Annotated in this window: 14 protein-coding genes; 7 read left to right on the top strand and 7 right to left on the bottom strand. The window is 60.4% G+C overall.

Going from position 1 to position 14,974, the window contains the following annotated elements:
• Window positions 1-170: 170 nt before the first annotated feature.
• Both I6J72_RS00350 and I6J72_RS00345 read right to left on the bottom strand, forming a co-directional pair.
• Complete coding sequence (locus I6J72_RS00350; RefSeq protein ID WP_204099531.1) at window positions 171-398, bottom strand: hypothetical protein; 228 nt, start codon at window positions 396-398, stop codon at window positions 171-173.
• A 45-nt stretch (window positions 399-443) separates the two neighbouring features.
• On the bottom strand, window positions 444-650 hold the full coding sequence (locus I6J72_RS00345; RefSeq protein WP_070670593.1) for a hypothetical protein: 207 nt from the start codon (window positions 648-650) through the stop codon (window positions 444-446).
• A gap of 215 nt (window positions 651-865) precedes the next feature.
• Between I6J72_RS00345 and radA the strand changes: the two genes are divergently transcribed.
• Window positions 866-2,239 carry a DNA repair protein RadA gene (gene radA, locus I6J72_RS00340; RefSeq protein ID WP_204099530.1) on the top strand — a complete coding sequence of 458 codons (1,374 nt, stop codon included), beginning with the start codon at window positions 866-868 and terminating at the stop codon, window positions 2,237-2,239.
• Between the two features lie 32 nt (window positions 2,240-2,271).
• Here radA and I6J72_RS00335 read toward each other — a convergent pair whose 3' ends face one another.
• Together I6J72_RS00335 and I6J72_RS00330 are read right to left on the bottom strand one after the other, a co-directional pair.
• Complete coding sequence (locus tag I6J72_RS00335; RefSeq protein ID WP_204099529.1) at window positions 2,272-3,006, bottom strand: hypothetical protein; 735 nt, start codon at window positions 3,004-3,006, stop codon at window positions 2,272-2,274.
• A 91-nt stretch (window positions 3,007-3,097) separates the two neighbouring features.
• Entirely contained in the window at window positions 3,098-3,721 is a 624-nt protein-coding gene (locus I6J72_RS00330; protein WP_204099528.1) for a carbonic anhydrase, read from the bottom strand.
• 41 nt (window positions 3,722-3,762) lie between these two features.
• Between I6J72_RS00330 and I6J72_RS00325 the strand changes: the two genes are divergently transcribed.
• Window positions 3,763-4,623, top strand: a complete 861-nt coding sequence (locus I6J72_RS00325; protein WP_204099527.1) for an A/G-specific adenine glycosylase — start codon at window positions 3,763-3,765, stop codon at window positions 4,621-4,623.
• On the opposite strand, the gene I6J72_RS00320 is transcribed toward I6J72_RS00325, so the two are convergent.
• Window positions 4,580-5,905, bottom strand: coding sequence for a threonine/serine exporter ThrE family protein (locus I6J72_RS00320; protein ID WP_239107400.1), 1,326 nt, complete (start codon window positions 5,903-5,905; stop codon window positions 4,580-4,582). The two genes, I6J72_RS00325 and I6J72_RS00320, sit on opposite strands and share 44 nt — an antisense overlap.
• Complete coding sequence (locus I6J72_RS00315) at window positions 5,905-6,075, bottom strand: DUF4236 domain-containing protein (RefSeq protein WP_082013969.1); 171 nt, start codon at window positions 6,073-6,075, stop codon at window positions 5,905-5,907. Before I6J72_RS00315 ends, I6J72_RS00320 begins: the two co-directional genes overlap by 1 nt.
• A 55-nt stretch (window positions 6,076-6,130) precedes the next feature.
• On the opposite strand from I6J72_RS00315, the gene I6J72_RS00310 reads away from it, so the two are divergent.
• The 3 genes from I6J72_RS00310 (at window position 6,131) to I6J72_RS00300 (ending at window position 10,008) form a co-directional block, all read left to right on the top strand.
• Window positions 6,131-7,330: a lipase family protein gene (locus I6J72_RS00310; RefSeq protein ID WP_239107399.1), complete on the top strand. Its 1,200-nt coding sequence runs from the start codon at window positions 6,131-6,133 to the stop codon at window positions 7,328-7,330.
• Between the two features lie 112 nt (window positions 7,331-7,442).
• Window positions 7,443-8,333 (top strand): cation diffusion facilitator family transporter, encoded by an 891-nt coding sequence (locus tag I6J72_RS00305; protein ID WP_204099526.1) that lies wholly within the window; start codon window positions 7,443-7,445, stop codon window positions 8,331-8,333.
• Between the two features lie 211 nt (window positions 8,334-8,544).
• Window positions 8,545-10,008: an integrase core domain-containing protein gene (locus tag I6J72_RS00300; protein ID WP_204099525.1), complete on the top strand. Its 1,464-nt coding sequence runs from the start codon at window positions 8,545-8,547 to the stop codon at window positions 10,006-10,008.
• 246 nt (window positions 10,009-10,254) lie between these two features.
• On the opposite strand, the gene I6J72_RS00295 is transcribed toward I6J72_RS00300, so the two are convergent.
• On the bottom strand, window positions 10,255-13,011 hold the full coding sequence (locus tag I6J72_RS00295) for an ATP-dependent Clp protease ATP-binding subunit (RefSeq protein ID WP_204099524.1): 2,757 nt from the start codon (window positions 13,009-13,011) through the stop codon (window positions 10,255-10,257).
• Between the two features lie 515 nt (window positions 13,012-13,526).
• Between I6J72_RS00295 and I6J72_RS00290 the strand changes: the two genes are divergently transcribed.
• On the top strand, window positions 13,527-14,213 hold the full coding sequence (locus I6J72_RS00290) for a hypothetical protein (RefSeq protein WP_147279347.1): 687 nt from the start codon (window positions 13,527-13,529) through the stop codon (window positions 14,211-14,213).
• A 103-nt stretch (window positions 14,214-14,316) separates the two neighbouring features.
• Window positions 14,317-14,973, top strand: a complete 657-nt coding sequence (locus I6J72_RS00285; RefSeq protein ID WP_204099523.1) for a hypothetical protein — start codon at window positions 14,317-14,319, stop codon at window positions 14,971-14,973.
• The last annotated feature ends 1 nt before the right edge of the window (window position 14,974 follow it).

Here is a 14,974-nt window from a genome sequence, read left to right as displayed (position 1 = left end):
GTCCACGAGGCTCCACACCGCCCTAGCTGCACACTTCACACCGCCCTAGTTGGCACAGCGTGCAGCTAGGGCGGTTTCGCATTGCTGGACCTTCTCCCTCCTAAAACGCACTAACGCCGCCGCACACAGAAAGTGCACGGCGGCGACAGAGTGGTGAGTTCTACAAGCTTCTAGCGCATGGAGGAGCTAGCGAGGATTGCCTGAGCCCAGCCAAGGGTGGACAGGGTGGCCGGAACCAGCAGGAGGTTCGGCGCCTGCGGGCCACCGTACCGAACCATGGTGTCCATGACCTGGTTCAGCGGCTCCGGGTAGGAAGCAGCGGAAGCGGCCGGGGTGCCAGCCACAGCGACGGCGGATGCAGCAGCGATTGCAACGAGGGAACGACGGATCTTCTTCATTGTGTCTCCTTGAATGATTCTTTGAGGGGGATAGTTACGGGGTTATTACAGAACGTTCAAAATGAAGCCCAAGGAGGACAGGGCTGCCGGTACGAGGATGACGTTCTGAGCATCATAGCCAGCAACGTTGGTAATCTGCGTCAGGACATCTGCGAGCGGCTGCGGTGCCTGAGCGGCGGAGGCAGCAGGGGTACCAGCCAGGGCGATAGCAACAGCAGCACCGGCGGCGACGAGGGTACGACGGATCTTCATAAAATCACCTTAGGGGTTGTGAGAGTTGTGCATGGGGGGACGGTTTCACGCATCACTTATTAAAGTTTTGCCCGTAACCTGACTAACACTGTAGGGCCTTAGTGATGATGATGCCTAGGTTCGTGGGGAATATTTCCATATGGGGGTAATAAAGATTTCTTGATGATGAGTAAACAGAATCCTCGATGTCCGGGCCGCTTACTACAGTAAGAGGCATGGCTAAAAAGGTTCGTCCCGTTCACACGTGCACCGAGTGTGGCTTCGTCTCCCCCAAGTGGTTGGGCCGCTGCCCTGAGTGCGGGTCGTGGGGAACGCTGCAGGAAACTGCTGCCGCGCAGGAAAGCAGTGCCGCGCAGGCAGCGATGAGTGGACGTCGGCCGACGGGCCTCACGCCAACGAGCCCGGCTGTCCCCATCACCAAGGTGGGGGCGGCACAGACCAAGGCGCTTAACACCGGGATTGGGGAGCTTGACCGCGTCCTTGGGCGCGGTATCGTGCCCGGCTCCGTCGTGCTTATGGCAGGCGAGCCGGGGGTGGGCAAATCCACACTGCTACTTGAGGTCGCATCGCGCTGGGCGCAACTAGGCCGCACGGCGTTGTACGCCACGGCAGAGGAATCAGCTGGACAGGTCCGGGCCCGCGCCGAGCGTACCGGCGCACTGCACGAGACGCTCTATTTGGCAGCGGAGTCGAATCTGGATGTTGTCTTCGGACACGTCGAGCAGCTTAAGCCCAGCCTCATCATTGTGGACTCGGTGCAGACCATGCATGCAGCAGGCGTCGAAGGCGTAGCCGGAGGCGTGGCGCAGTCCCGCGCAGTCACCGCCGCATTGACCACATTAGCTAAGACCACGGGAATCCCGATCCTTCTCGTTGGTCACGTCACCAAGGACGGCAACGTGGCCGGTCCGCGCGTGCTGGAGCACCTCGTCGATGTGGTGTTGAACTTTGAAGGTGACCGCCAGTCCTCTTTGCGGCTGTTGCGCGGGCTCAAGAACCGCTTCGGCGCTACTGATGAGATGGGCTGCTTTGAGCAAACCGCCGCCGGCATCCGCGAGGTCGCGGACCCGTCCGGGTTGTTTCTTTCCCACCGTGGTAGCACACCGGACGGCTCCGCGGTCACGGTAGCCATGGATGGTGTGCGCCCCATTCTCGCGGAGGTACAAGCGCTCACGGTTGATCCGGTGGCCAAGAATCCTCGCCGCGTCGTGACTGGTTTGGATGCCAACCGAGTCCCCATGGTGCTTGCTGTCTTGCAGGCTCGGGCGGGTGAGCGCACCAACGACAAAGACGCCTACGTCGCCACTGTAGGTGGCATGAAGATTCAGGAACCTGCAACAGACCTCGCGGTAGCCCTAGCCACGTGGTCCTCACTCCATGAGCGGCCGCTACCACCGAAGACTGTGGTGATTGGAGAAGTCGGCCTAGCCGGCGAGGTACGCCGCGTGCCCAACCTGGATCGTCGTCTAGCGGAGGCTGCGCGTTTGGGCTACCGCCAGGCCATCGTCCCGCCCGGCGAGGTAGAGGTCACCGGCATGCGCGTGCATCAAGCATCCACGTTGAGTGAGGCAATTTCTGCGCTGAGCTAGCACTGCCCTAGTGCTGCCACGAAAGCTAGCGCTTAGAGCAGGTTGAAAGGCAAGGGTGCCGAGTAGTTGTCACCGATGACGGTGTGCAGGAAGTATGCACCGGAATCGGCCTCTGGGCGGTCAGTGCACTGACCGGGTTCAGAGCGCTTGCGGGACCAGTCGGCTTGGAAGAAGCGGGTCTCGCCGGACTTGAAGGTTTGCTTGCCGGTCTCCACGGAGGCGTAGCAATCGGTGTCAGACCACACGCGCTCGTTGGAGCCCATCTTGTAGACCTCAAAGCGCAGTTGCTGCTCATCGAGGTCGATGGAGCAATCCTTCGTGGTGGGGTTGAAGACTTCCATGTAGAAGGTCGGCATCTTGCCGCCCGGAACGCTGTCCTCATTGGTCTTAGCCATAACCTTGAGGTCCTCCAGGGAGCATTCCGTTTTCGAGGGATCCACGACCAGCTCGGTGTTCTGGGATTCTTCGCTCTTCTCGGCATCATCCGAGCCCTCTTCCGAAGGCTGATCCTCTTCGGATTCGGATGCTGGGGTCTCAGACTCAGTATCCTCGGGCTGCGAGGTAGTCGTCTGCTCCGATGGCTGAACCAAGCTGCTGGATGCCGCTGCCGGCTGCGACTCCTTATCCTCTGAGGACCCACCGAAAAGCGCAGTGGCCGCCCAGATAAGGATGACCACGAGCACCAGAATCGCCACGAGCGCAGCAATGCGGCGGCGAACATAAATCTCGCGCGGCAGCGGCTTCGAGGTACGGGTTGGCTCAGTCACAGCCTTTAGTTTAAGGGGACTGAGCGCTAACCCGGGCCAGCGTTAGGCCGCGTGTCTCGTTCTTTCCCCACCACGCAGCCTTATTGTCGCGCTACTGCACGCCGTGGAGGACAACGATCTCCACACTGGAGTCCTCAAGGAGGTAGCGCAGGCCGACGATACCGAGCGTTCCAGCGTCGAGAAGCTCGCGCGCCGCCGGGACGTCTGAGATGATCTGCGAGACTGTCTGTGCGGTGTTCTCACGCTCAAAGTCAGCGCGGTCCTCGCGGCCATCGCGCCGAGCCACCATGGACGCTACCGCGACCTGCTCAATGATGGGGCGCTGCAGCCCCGTCGGCAGCTCGCCGCCATCCAGGAAATCGGAGGCCGCGCTCACCGCACCACAGGACTGATGCCCCATCACGACGAGCAGGTTGGCGTTGAGGTTCTCCAGGGCATAGTCCAGCGACGCCATCACCGCACTATCCAGGATGTGCCCCGCTGTACGGATGACGAAGGCATCACCGAAACCAATGTTGAATACGTGCTCAATCGGCGCGCGGGAATCCGAGCAGGCCAGCACAATAACGCGCGGGTCTTGGCCCTGGGTCAACCCAGCGCGCAGCTTGGCATCCTGATTAACGGCAATAAGGTTTCCGCTCACGAGGCGACGGTTACCTTCCTGGAGGGCTTCCCAGACTTCCTGTGGACGGTGCGGCACATGTGCTAGAGGCATGATTCACACTCTAGTCCCACCACCCCTACACTGAGGTGTTTATGGATACCCAAGCTGTCATGGAGTGGTTCGACGCTCACGAGCGCCCCCTGCCCTGGCGGGCGCCGGGGACCTCGGCCTGGGGTGTACTGCTCAGCGAGGTCATGAGCCAGCAGACTCCCGTCGCGCGCGTGGCCCCGCAGTGGGAAGAGTGGATGCAACGTTGGCCCACGCCCCAGGATCTCGCGGCGGCGTCCAAAGCCGATGTGCTGCGCGCTTGGGGCAAGCTAGGTTATCCGCGGCGTGCGTTGCGGTTGTGGGAATGCGCGAAGGAGATTGGGGAAGGTGAGGTTCCGGGGGACGTCGATAAGCTCTTGGCCCTGCCCGGTATCGGTGAGTACACCGCGCGGGCGGTGGCGGCGTTTCATTTTGGGCATAACGTGCCGGTGGTGGACACCAATGTGCGCCGCGTCTATGCCCGCGCTGAGACGGGCCGGTTCCTGGCGCCGACACCCTCGAAGCGCGAGTTGGCACAGGTGGAGGAGCTTCTTCCGGAGGAGAATGGGCCGCGTTTTTCGGCGGCGCTCATGGAGCTGGGAGCGCTCGTGTGCACGGCGAAGAATCCGGACTGCATGGCCTGCCCCATTAAAACCAAGTGTGCCTGGCAGCTCGCCGGATGCCCCGAGCCGAGTGAGGAAGAGGCTGCGCGGGCGAAGAAGCGCGTGCAAAAGTTCACCGGCACGGACCGCCAAGTACGTGGACTGCTTCTCGACGTCCTCCGCGCCTCACCCCGCCCCGTTGCCCAGTCCGAATTGGATGCTGTGTGGGAAGACGCTCCGCAGCGCGCTCGCGCACTCGCTTCACTGCTGGACGATGGCCTTATGGAGCAGAACGAGGAGGGGCTGTTCCATCTTCCTCAGTAGGGCGATGGGAGAAGTCGATAAGCCGGCCCATGGTCCAGTTGCGGTCAGTAAGCATGCGGGCGCAAACAAGACCGCAGCCAATCGCCACGACGGCCATTGAGGCGATGGCGAGGTTGTTCAAGGCTTGGTCCATGTTGCCCACGTTGAGGTGGTAGACAGTGCGGAACATGGCGGTGCCCGGGATCATGATGACAGACGCCGGCACCGTCGTAGTGATACGCGGCAGGTGTGCACGCTTGGACGCCACCGCACCCAACAGGCCCACGATGAGGCCACCGATGAAAGCGCCCACGTAGTTGGTCGCTCCCCAGCTGATGAGGAACAGACGCACGATGTTGGCCACCGTCCCCACCGACGCCGCCACCAGTACCATCCGCCGAGAGGAGTTGAACAAGAAGGCAAAGCCAGAAATGCCGAGGAAACTTGCCACGGCTGCTGCGATATACCATTGGGCATCGGGGCTCGGGATGCCTGGTTCAGGTGTCAGTTCCGTGGTCCAGCTCACCAGCGCCACGGTAAAAGTGGCCGCGGTAATGATGGTCAGCGCATACGCCAAGCGGGTCAGGCCCGCGCCGAAGTCGAAGCGTGCGAGGTCAATAAGCGCCGAGAACAGCGGGAATCCTGGGATGAGGAACAGCACCGCCGCAACATAACCGGAGGAAAAATCGGCGGGGTTAGCGATGCCTGTAGCGGCGACCGCCTTGGTGGTGATGAAATACACCAGGCTCGCTACTGTTCCGCCCGCCACGATGCAGCCGAGCTGGTGCACGTGTTTGTGATGCAGTGAGGCGCGGGTCAACTGACCGCAGAAAGCCGCCAGCGCAACGAGGACGACTGCATAGACGGTGAAGTAATTGAGCACGGCAAAGGATGCACAGGCAACGGCTGCCGCGCAGGCCAAGAGCCAGCGGTTCCACCGTTTAATCACCGTGGACTCGATGACATCGAGCATGGCGCTGAGATCCTCAGCGGTAATTCCTGAAAACAGGCGGTTGTGGGTGAGGTCCTCGAGAGCCTCGATGCGAGAGGCATCGACGGCCGGTGAATGCTGCTGGGCCACAACGGTCCGAAAATCACGGCCGCGGTGAAAGGTACACGTGATTTGGGTGACGCCAACGTCAGCATCAAGCCGGTCGAAGCCCAGCGCGCGAGCAGCACGTTTCATGCCGCGCAGCACCCGATAGCCCGACGTGCCCGCGCCCATGAGCATCATGCCCAAACGCAGGACGACGTCAGCCTCATACCCCATCCGGACATAGTCGGTGCTGGGGTGAGAGTTCATTAACGCCAGCGCCCCCGGAAATTCAGGCCACCGGGTAGGTTGACCCACATGCCACCGCGGGAATTAAAGGTCACGGGTCCGACCTTCGTCGACATCGACGCACCGGAGCCAGAGACGTTAATCCAGCTGTTCTTACCGGTCTTCTTCCGCTTGCGATAGTAAATTCCCATGCCAGCAAGCTTAGCGCGGATGCGCAACTGAGCTAGGAAGACTACGCTCAACATCGTGAGAATTAAAGCCCTGATTACTGCTCTTGCGACCGCTGCGGCCGTCGCCGTGGCCACACCAGCAGCACAGGCAGTTCCCCCGGGCACCGTGCACTCCGCCGCCCCAACCGAACAGCCCAACGCGAGGATCACGGCCATTTCCTACGCCTCCACGCTCATGGACGGCACTCCCACCACAGTCACGGGTATGGTCTTCGAACCCAAGGTCCCGTGGAACGGGCCTGGTGAGCGGCCCACCATTGTCTACGCGCCAGGAACTCGCGGGGCAGGCGACCAGTGCGCGCCGTCACGTGCTTACACAGCACCTAGTGCCGGAGGCAGGGACCAGAACTTCGATGCTGCCGCAGGACTTTACGACTTCGCCCTATCGCAGGGCGTACGTGTTGTGGTCACGGACTACATCGGGCTCGGCACCCCCGGCCACCACTCCTACGTGAACAACATCGAAGAAGCCCACGCGGTTCTTGACGCCGCCCGCGCGGGCCTCAAGCTCGCCGGTGCACCGGCCACTGCCCCCGTCGGCTTTGCCGGTTATTCCCAAGGCGGTGGCGCAGCTGCCGCCGCTGGCGAGTACGCGGCCACCTATGCGCCTGAGCTCAACGTCAAGGGTACCTTTGCCGGCGCGCCACCAGCAGACCTTTTCGAAGTCATGCGTGCCGTCGATGGTTCGTCCCTTGTCCACGTCTTGGGCTATGCCATCAATGGTTTTGCCGAGCGCAGCCCCGAATTCTCACACGAAATCATCGATGAGCTGAACCCCCGCGGGCGCAAGTTCCTCACTGATGCCGAGACTTTCTGTGCCCGTGACTCTATGTCTGCCTGGGGAAATGTCCGCACCAGCGAGCTCACGAACAACGGTGAATCCTTTGAAGAATTGCTGCGCCGCAAACCAGCGGCCTCCCGCATGTTGAGGGAACAGCGCCTAGGCCAGCATGCTCTCAATGCGCCAATGCTGGTCATGAATTCCCCCACCGATGACATCATCCCTTACCAGCAGGCGCGCACCATGGCCCGTGACTTCTGTGCAGCCGGCGGCACCGTCCAGTTTGAGGATGCCCGGGCCGTCAACATCCGTCCCGGCTCCGGCGCCAACCATGCCGCGCCAATGGCCCGTTCGCTTCTGCGCGGCACGAGATACCTCATCGACCGCTTCAAGGATGTCCCCGCCCCATCGAACTGCCAGCCTGCTGAATCCTAGACTCGCCCCCCAGGACTCACACAAAGAACCTGACTTGGAGTCGCCGGCTGCGCCCGCCGCCATCCTTTTTCATTTTATTGTCAATAAGCATCAGTGGCGATAGGCTGAGTGCATGGCACACGAGCACCACGACCACGATCACTCCAGCACGCCGCTGCGCGCACTTCTGATCGCGCTCAGCATTACCGGCACCGTCTTCTTCGCGGAGCTGATCGGCGGCTGGTTGGCGGGTTCAATGGCGTTGATGGCGGATGCTATGCACATGCTTTCTGACGCCGCTGGGTTAATCATTGCGGTGCTAGCGGTGCTGGTGGGTCGCCGACAAGCATCAGCCCAGGCCACCTACGGCTACCGGCGGGTGGAGGTGCTTGCGGCGCTGGCGAACGCGGTAATGGTGCTGGTGATCTCGGTGTGGATTGTCGTCGAGGCGGTTCGCCGACTGCAGAGCCCGGCCGAAGTACAGGGAAAAACGATGCTGATCATCGCGGTGATCGGCCTGGTGGCGAATGCGCTATCGGCGTGGGTTCTGCACCGCCACCGCGAATCCTCGATCAACGTGGAGGGTGCGTTCTTGCACGTGCTGGTCGATATGCTGGGCTCGGTGGCAGTGATCGTGGCGGGCATCGTGGTGCTGACCACCGGGTTCGTGGCTGCGGACGTGATCGCCTCCCTGGTGATCGCGGCGATGGTGCTGCCGCGCGCATGGCAACTCATGCGGCTGTCGGCGAGCGTGCTGCTCGAGCAGGTTCCGGCGGGCTTCGACGCCAGCGCAATCGAGCCCGCGCTGCGGCAGGTCGAAGGCGTTGCCGACATCCACGACCTACACCTGTGGAGCCTGGATGGCGTAAGCGTGCTCACGACCGTGCACATCGTGCGTGACGGCACCGTCGACGCCGGCCCGCTGTTGGATGCCGTTCAGCACGCCCTGCACGAATTCGGCATCGAGCACTGCACCATCCAGATTGAGCACCCGGAGCACGAATCGCACGAGACGGTGTGCTGATTCAGTTCTAGCCTGACTTAGGTCTTGGGTGGGTGAGCAACGGGACTCTTGACACTGCTACCTGGTGGTTTTCGGCGGTGAGGTGGGATTGTTCCGCACTAAATTGGCCTAAGTCTGTGATGTCTAGCGACTTTTTGGACACGGAGTCCAGGATGTTTTTGGACGGGATGTCTAGTGGCTTTTTGGACGTTTGCGGCGGTGGAATAGCCGAATGGCTATTCCATTGCATAAGCGTAGAAAGGTCGCAGATTTCGATCCCGTTCGTGACGGCAAGACGGTCACACAGTTTTGCAAAGAATTAGGAATCTCGCGGCAGACGTACCACAACATCAAAAGCCGGATAGCGCAGAAGGGTCGCGCAGGTATTGTGCCTGATTCGACTGCCCCGAAGAATCCGATTAAGAAATTTAACGAGGCCGATAAAATCGCAGTCGTCCACGCCAGGCAGGAGTTGATGGAGCAAGGCTTGGATTATGGGCCTTGGTCGATCTACTACTTCTTGTTTGACACTGTAGGCCCAGATTCCACACCGTCGCGTTCTACAATCGCCTCGTGGCTTCATGAGCTGGGATTTGTTGATGCCAATGCCCGCAAACGCCCCCGCAGCTCCTATAAGCGCTTCGCCCGTGATCTCGTCGGTGAACTCTGGCAAATCGATGGACTGGTCTACCGCCTCTTTGACCATGCCCACACACATGTCACGATTTACCAGATTATCGATGATGCCAGCAGATTCGATGTCGGAACCACAGCGTTCGCTCTGCCAGAAAACGGTACTGATTCCCGCGCCGCACTGGCCGCAGCGTTCGCCGCCTACGGCAAACCTCAAGAAATCCTTTCCGACAATGGCGATGCGTTCGCCACCTATCACCGTGGTTTTCTCTCTGCTACTGAAACTTGGCTCGCTAGCCAAGGTGTACTTGCTATTGCTGGTTTCGCCCCGACAACCCAGGGAAAAGACGAACGCTCTCACCGCACGTTGACCCAGTTCCTCGATGCACGCCACCCAGTCAGCCTTGCTGAGGTCAACACCTACCTGGCCGAATATCGCCAGGTCTACAACGAACGACGACGGCACCAATCACTGCTGGTCGGCAAAATGCACATCACACCACGCCAGGCCTTCGATACCTTCCCCAAGGCACCATCACCTACACATCCACTCGATCCCGAGCAGGTCTGGGCCCGCGTAGTCGCTTATAACCAAGCGCACAATCCACAAGCTGTATCCGAAATGCTAAACGGCCCCGCGGAAGCGGCAACTTCACACGAGGCCTGCACCGATGACATGGCAGCTTTGCAAGGCATACCTCCCACCGATACCCCCACACTAACGGCGCCGACAACAAATTCAACAAACCATTGGGGTATCCCAGACCAGCTCTGCGTAAGCAAAGACGGCGTTGTACGCGTGTGCGGCTTCGGTCTCTACATTGGTCTGAGGTTTAAAAACCGCAGACTCTACTCCACAGTCACAGCCGAAAACGTTGCGGAGTTCTACACGGCCCATGACGGTGAATTCCTCTTCAGCGTGCCACTGCCGATCACGTTGAGCCACAGACCACCAGGTGGCCAGATCAACATCAACCTCGTTGAAGGAATGAAACACCGCCAACCACCGCGGATGAACCCGAAACTATCCAAACCCCGGCCGAAACGCAGGCCACAACCATAAACCGCTAGAAGTGTCCAAGACCTCCATGGATTCCGTGTCCAAAAAGACACCGGACTCCATGTCCAAAAACCCTATGGACATAACAAAATTGGCCTAAGTCCGGCTGATTCAGTTCTAGTGGTGGACTGGGGGGGCGGGCCGCTCCGTGAAGGTCACGCACAGCAAGCCCCGAACCGAACGTGGTTTCACACGCATGCGGTTCGGGGCTATTCCTCATGGGCCCAGTGGCTGGGCCAGAGTCAGCGCTTAGAGCGGCTGACCGGCGCCAGCGCCTGCCGGCGGCGGGTTGCCGTCATCGCCATCATCGTTATGGGACTCGTCAGCGGAATCGCTGCCAGACTCCCCAAGGACATCCGGGCTGATGGTATCCGGCTCATCCGAGGATGCTTCCTCATCAGCCTCGCGCACGGCGATGTCCTCCAAGTTCTCGAGCTCTTCATCGAAGGTTCCCTCCGGCAGCGGGCGCGGACGCGGGGTGAAGGTGAAGGTGGCCGAGGAGTTGTCCTTGGACTCGCCGTCCCAGCCCTCGACGTCCACGGTGATGATTTCACCGGCACCGATTTCACCGTAAAGGATCTTCTCGGAGAGCTGGTCCTCAATCTCACGCTGGATGGTACGACGCAGCGGACGGGCACCAAGAACGGGGTCGAAGCCGCGCTTGGCCAGCAGGTCCTTGGCCTTCTGCGTGAGCTCGATGCCCATATCGCGCTCGGAAAGCTGCTTTTCCACGCGACCAATGAGCAGCTCTACCATCTCCACAATCTGCTCCTGGGTGAGCTGGTGGAAGACCACAATCTCGTCGATACGGTTGAGGAACTCTGGGCGGAAGTGCTTCTTCAGCTCATCGTTAACCTTATTCTTCATGCGCTCGTACTGCGCATCCGAATCGGTCTCAGAGGAGCCGGTGAATCCCAAGCCCACAGCCTTAGAGATGTCCTGGGTACCCAGGTTCGAGGTGAAGATGAGCACCGTGTTCTTGAAGTCCACGTTGCGGCCCTGGCCATCGGTCAGGCGGCCATCCTCAAGCACCTGCAGGAGGGTGTTGTAAATCTCCTTGTGGGCCTTCTCAATCTCGTCGAACAGGACGACGGAGAACGGCTTGCGGCGGACCTTCTCGGTCAGCTGGCCACCCTCTTCGTAGCCCACGTATCCCGGAGGAGCACCAAAGAGGCGGGAGGCGGTGAAGCGGTCATGGAACTCACCCATATCGATCTGGATGAGGTCATCATCCGAACCGAAGAGGAAGTTAGCCAGGGACTTCGATAGCTCCGTCTTACCCACACCGGACGGACCCGCGAAGATGAAGGAACCAGATGGTCGGCGCGGATCCTTCAGGCCTGCACGGGTACGGCGGATAGCGCGGGAGACAGCCTTGACGGCCTCGTCCTGACCAATGATGCGCTTGTGCAGCTCCTCCTCCATATTGAGGAGTCGGTTGGATTCCTTCTCTGTGAGCTTGAGAACCGGGATGCCAGTCCAGTGGGCCAGGACCTCAGCGATCTGTTCCTCGCCGACCTCGGCGATTTCTTCCAAATCACCGGAGCGCCACTGCTTTTCCTTCTCCGCGCGCTCTTCACCGAGCTTGCGCTCCTGATCGCGCAGACCTGCTGCCTTCTCGAAGTCCTGCGCATCAATCGCGGCTTCCTTTTCCTTGCGGACCTCGGCAATGCGGTCATCGACCTCACGCAGGCCTTCCGGAGCGGTCATGCGCTTGATACGCATGCGAGCGCCAGCCTCATCGAGAAGGTCAACGGCCTTATCCGGCAGGAAGCGGTCATTGATGTAGCGGTCAGACAAGGAGGCCGCTGCCTTGAGGGCCTCATCGGTGTAGGACACGCGGTGGTGCGCCTCGTACTTATCGCGCAGGCCCTTAAGAATCAGAATGGTGTCATCGAGGGACGGTTCTTCCACCTTGACCGGCTGGAAGCGGCGCTCGAGAGCAGCGTCCTTCTCAATATGCTTGCGGTACTCATCCAGGGTGGTTGCACCAATGGTCTGGAGCTCACCACGAGCCAGCTTCGGCTTCAGCAGGGAGGCAGCATCGATGGCTCCCTCGGCGGCACCAGCGCCCACCAGGGTGTGGATCTCATCGATGAAGAGGATGATGTCACCGCGCTGGTTAATTTCCTTGAGAACCTTCTTCAGGCGTTCCTCAAAGTCACCACGGTAGCGGGAACCGGCCACCAGGGAGCCCAGGTCCAGCGAGTACAGCTGCTTATCCTTGAGAGTCTCCGGGACCTTGCCGTTGACAATGTCGAGGGCCAAGCCCTCGACCACGGCGGTCTTACCCACACCGGGCTCACCGATGAGCACCGGGTTGTTCTTAGTACGGCGGGAGAGCACCTGCATGATGCGCTCCACCTCAGACTCACGGCCCACCACGGGATCCAGCTTGCCGTCCTTAGCAGCCTGGGTGAGGTTGCGGCCGAACTGGTCAAGCACCAGGGAGTTGGAACGCTCTCCGGCGCCGCCGGAACCGCCACGACCACCCTGGCCAGCACCAGCACCAGCGCCTACTGGGCCAGGACCGCCCTGGGAGGTGCTGCCACCGTCACCTTCGCCGCCCTCATAACCGGAGAGCAGCTGGATAACCTGCTGGCGCACGCGCGGCAAGTCCGCGCCCAGCTTGGTCAGCACCTGGGCTGCCACGCCATCGCCTTCACGAATGAGGCCGAGGAGCAGGAACTCGGTGCCAATGTACTTGTGGCCCATTTGCAGGCCCTCGCGCAGGGAAAGCTCAAGAACCTTCTTGGCGCGCGGGGTAAACGGAATGTGGCCAGTGTGTGGCTGGGAGCCCTGACCAATAATCTCCTCCACCTCACGGCGGACGTCCTCCAGCGAGATGCCCATGGATTCCAGGGCCTTGGCGGCAACGCCTTCACCCTCGTGAATGAGACCCAGGAGGATGTGCTCGGTGCCGATGTAATTGTGGTTGAGCATGCGTGCTTCTTCCTGCGCCAAAACGATGACGCGGCGAGCACGGTCTGTAAACCTCTCGAACATGACCTCTTACCTTTCGCTGTTAATGTGTCATCCACTCTAACGCGCGGGGTCGACACTCCATTCACGATTTTTCTCCGCATCACCATCACACGCCCGTTTCCCCAGCTCACCACACTGTACGCCGGTAGCGAACAGGCCCAAATGGCCGCACCCTACGCCTGCCGCCCCTGGGGAAATCTCCCCGCCACTAGGTTGGGCCCCACGATGCTTGTTAAAATAAGCGGCGCTGGTTCGGGATGCAGCGTGACGTTTGATTCCCGTTCCTTTCCTTATCACTCACGGCGTCGCCCCTCATTTCCCTATACCGGAGGTTTCGCTCCGTAAGTCTCTCTGCCCCATAAGGAACTCTCATGGTCAGCGAGCTGATGTCACCACAGACTCGCTCGCCCCGCCTCCTCAACGCACTCCCTATTGGCGAGGTGCTCTGGCCCTCTATGAACCTCCCACCGCAGGTCATGAAGTACACTAACCTCCTAGTTAGCACTGTTGACACGTTGAGGGAGGAGCCAGTCACCATGTCGCAGCCACAGCAGGGTGCCTTGCTTGTCGACGATCTTATTGGCCACTCGCAGCTTCTTAGCGTTACCGAGTCCGCCACCTTGGGCCGTCAGGGCGATATCCTCCTTGCCGCCGACGACCCAGCCATGCACCGCACGTTCCTGCAGGTATGGTCCAACGGCGCCCAGTGGTTCCTCAAAAACATTGGCAGCTTCGTCGCCGCCACCATTCAGCCACCGGCCTCCTGCGGATATGGCCGCACGGTGCTGAGTCCCGGCAGCATCGAAGTACTACACCCGGGAACATCAACGCTGTATTTCTCCACCGCCACGATGAGCTACGAATGCGAGCTTACCGTCATGCAACCGCTACGGAGCCCTGAACCTAGCCTGCCACCGGATGGCCCATTCACAACCCACGTCTTTGAACCCAACGAGGAGCAGTGCCTCCTACTCAAGGCTCTGGCCCAGCCTCTCATCGATGATCCCGCTGCCGAACCACGCGTGGTTGTGGGAACCCAGCGCGAGCTCGCCGAAACCTTGGAGTGGACGGAAAAGAAGGTTGAGCGCAAGATTCAAACTCTGGCGGAAACTCTGCAGAAGCTCGGCGTGCCTCAATTTCAGCCGGGGCAGAAGATTTCGTGGCGCATCGTTCTGGCGCAGTTCGCCGCGGCCCACCCCCAATACTATGCACACCTTTCATAACAATTCAGTCATCATTTCTTGATTTGACCTTGGATTCCTGCGCAGTACTGGTACTCTTTGTCTGATTCTGTTTTCTCCACGCTGCAAGGATCTGCCCACTCTCATGCTCTCCCCGTTCTCGCTGCGCACGCTGGCCGTTCTTGGCTTAGCACTCGCCACACTGTCGGCGTGCGCCACGGACAAGGACACCGCTGAGGATGCGCCGAAGTTCACAGTCAACGGCACCACATCCCGGTCGGATGCGACGCCGACGGCGGCGGAGGCATCAAAAAGCGCAGAGCCTACCGGGCTACATCTGCGCCAAGCGGATGGTTCATTCCTTATTACCACCAAACAGCCAGGTCCAGGGCCGGTCGATGAAATCACCGCAAATTACTCTGAGCTGGAGGAATACGGCTTCGGAATGCTGCGTGCGGTGGTGGACAACTCCGGCTATGACGGCACCGTGAGTGGCTCGGCACCCACTGGTGTGTTGCAGTGGGCTGTCGGCGGTGTGTTCGTTCTCAATGCCCAGGCGATGAACCTCAGTGACGACGAGGCAGACTTGGAGAATAATGCCGAATGGCACGTTGCCCTGTTGGATGGCGAAGGGAATAATCATCTCGACGAAGCCACTCAGAGCACTGTGAGCTGTAATTTCGGCGTCTGCACATTGGCCGCAGCCCTTCAGGAAGCCGGCAGCTTCACCGCCGAAATCACCATCCGTCAGGCGGGCTATGAACCTTTCCTCATCCGTCAGCCCATCATCGTGGCGGCCTAGC

Origin of the sequence: Corynebacterium sp. FDAARGOS 1242 (assembly GCF_016889985.1) — a bacterium.
Classification (GTDB): Bacteria; Actinomycetota; Actinomycetes; order Mycobacteriales; family Mycobacteriaceae; genus Corynebacterium; species Corynebacterium minutissimum_B.
Note: the sequence above shows the minus strand (reverse complement) of the source record. Positions and strands in the feature narration are given on the sequence as shown.

What these genes read in the sequence shown, in the direction of transcription:
- I6J72_RS00350 (WP_204099531.1), bottom strand. Translation starts at nt 398, where the DNA reads ATGAAGAAGATCCGTCGTTCCCTCGTTGCAATCGCTGCTGCATCCGCC.
- I6J72_RS00345 (WP_070670593.1), bottom strand. Translation starts at nt 650, where the DNA reads ATGAAGATCCGTCGTACCCTCGTCGCCGCCGGTGCTGCTGTTGCTATC.
- radA (WP_204099530.1), top strand. Translation starts at nt 866, where the DNA reads ATGGCTAAAAAGGTTCGTCCCGTTCACACGTGCACCGAGTGTGGCTTC.
- I6J72_RS00330 (WP_204099528.1), bottom strand. Translation starts at nt 3,721, where the DNA reads ATGCCTCTAGCACATGTGCCGCACCGTCCACAGGAAGTCTGGGAAGCC.
- I6J72_RS00325 (WP_204099527.1), top strand. Translation starts at nt 3,763, where the DNA reads ATGGATACCCAAGCTGTCATGGAGTGGTTCGACGCTCACGAGCGCCCC.
- I6J72_RS00320 (WP_239107400.1), bottom strand. Translation starts at nt 5,905, where the DNA reads ATGAACTCTCACCCCAGCACCGACTATGTCCGGATGGGGTATGAGGCT.
- I6J72_RS00315 (WP_082013969.1), bottom strand. Translation starts at nt 6,075, where the DNA reads ATGGGAATTTACTATCGCAAGCGGAAGAAGACCGGTAAGAACAGCTGG.
- I6J72_RS00305 (WP_204099526.1), top strand. Translation starts at nt 7,443, where the DNA reads ATGGCACACGAGCACCACGACCACGATCACTCCAGCACGCCGCTGCGC.
- I6J72_RS00300 (WP_204099525.1), top strand. Translation starts at nt 8,545, where the DNA reads ATGGCTATTCCATTGCATAAGCGTAGAAAGGTCGCAGATTTCGATCCC.
- I6J72_RS00295 (WP_204099524.1), bottom strand. Translation starts at nt 13,011, where the DNA reads ATGTTCGAGAGGTTTACAGACCGTGCTCGCCGCGTCATCGTTTTGGCG.
- I6J72_RS00290 (WP_147279347.1), top strand. Translation starts at nt 13,527, where the DNA reads ATGTCGCAGCCACAGCAGGGTGCCTTGCTTGTCGACGATCTTATTGGC.
- I6J72_RS00285 (WP_204099523.1), top strand. Translation starts at nt 14,317, where the DNA reads ATGCTCTCCCCGTTCTCGCTGCGCACGCTGGCCGTTCTTGGCTTAGCA.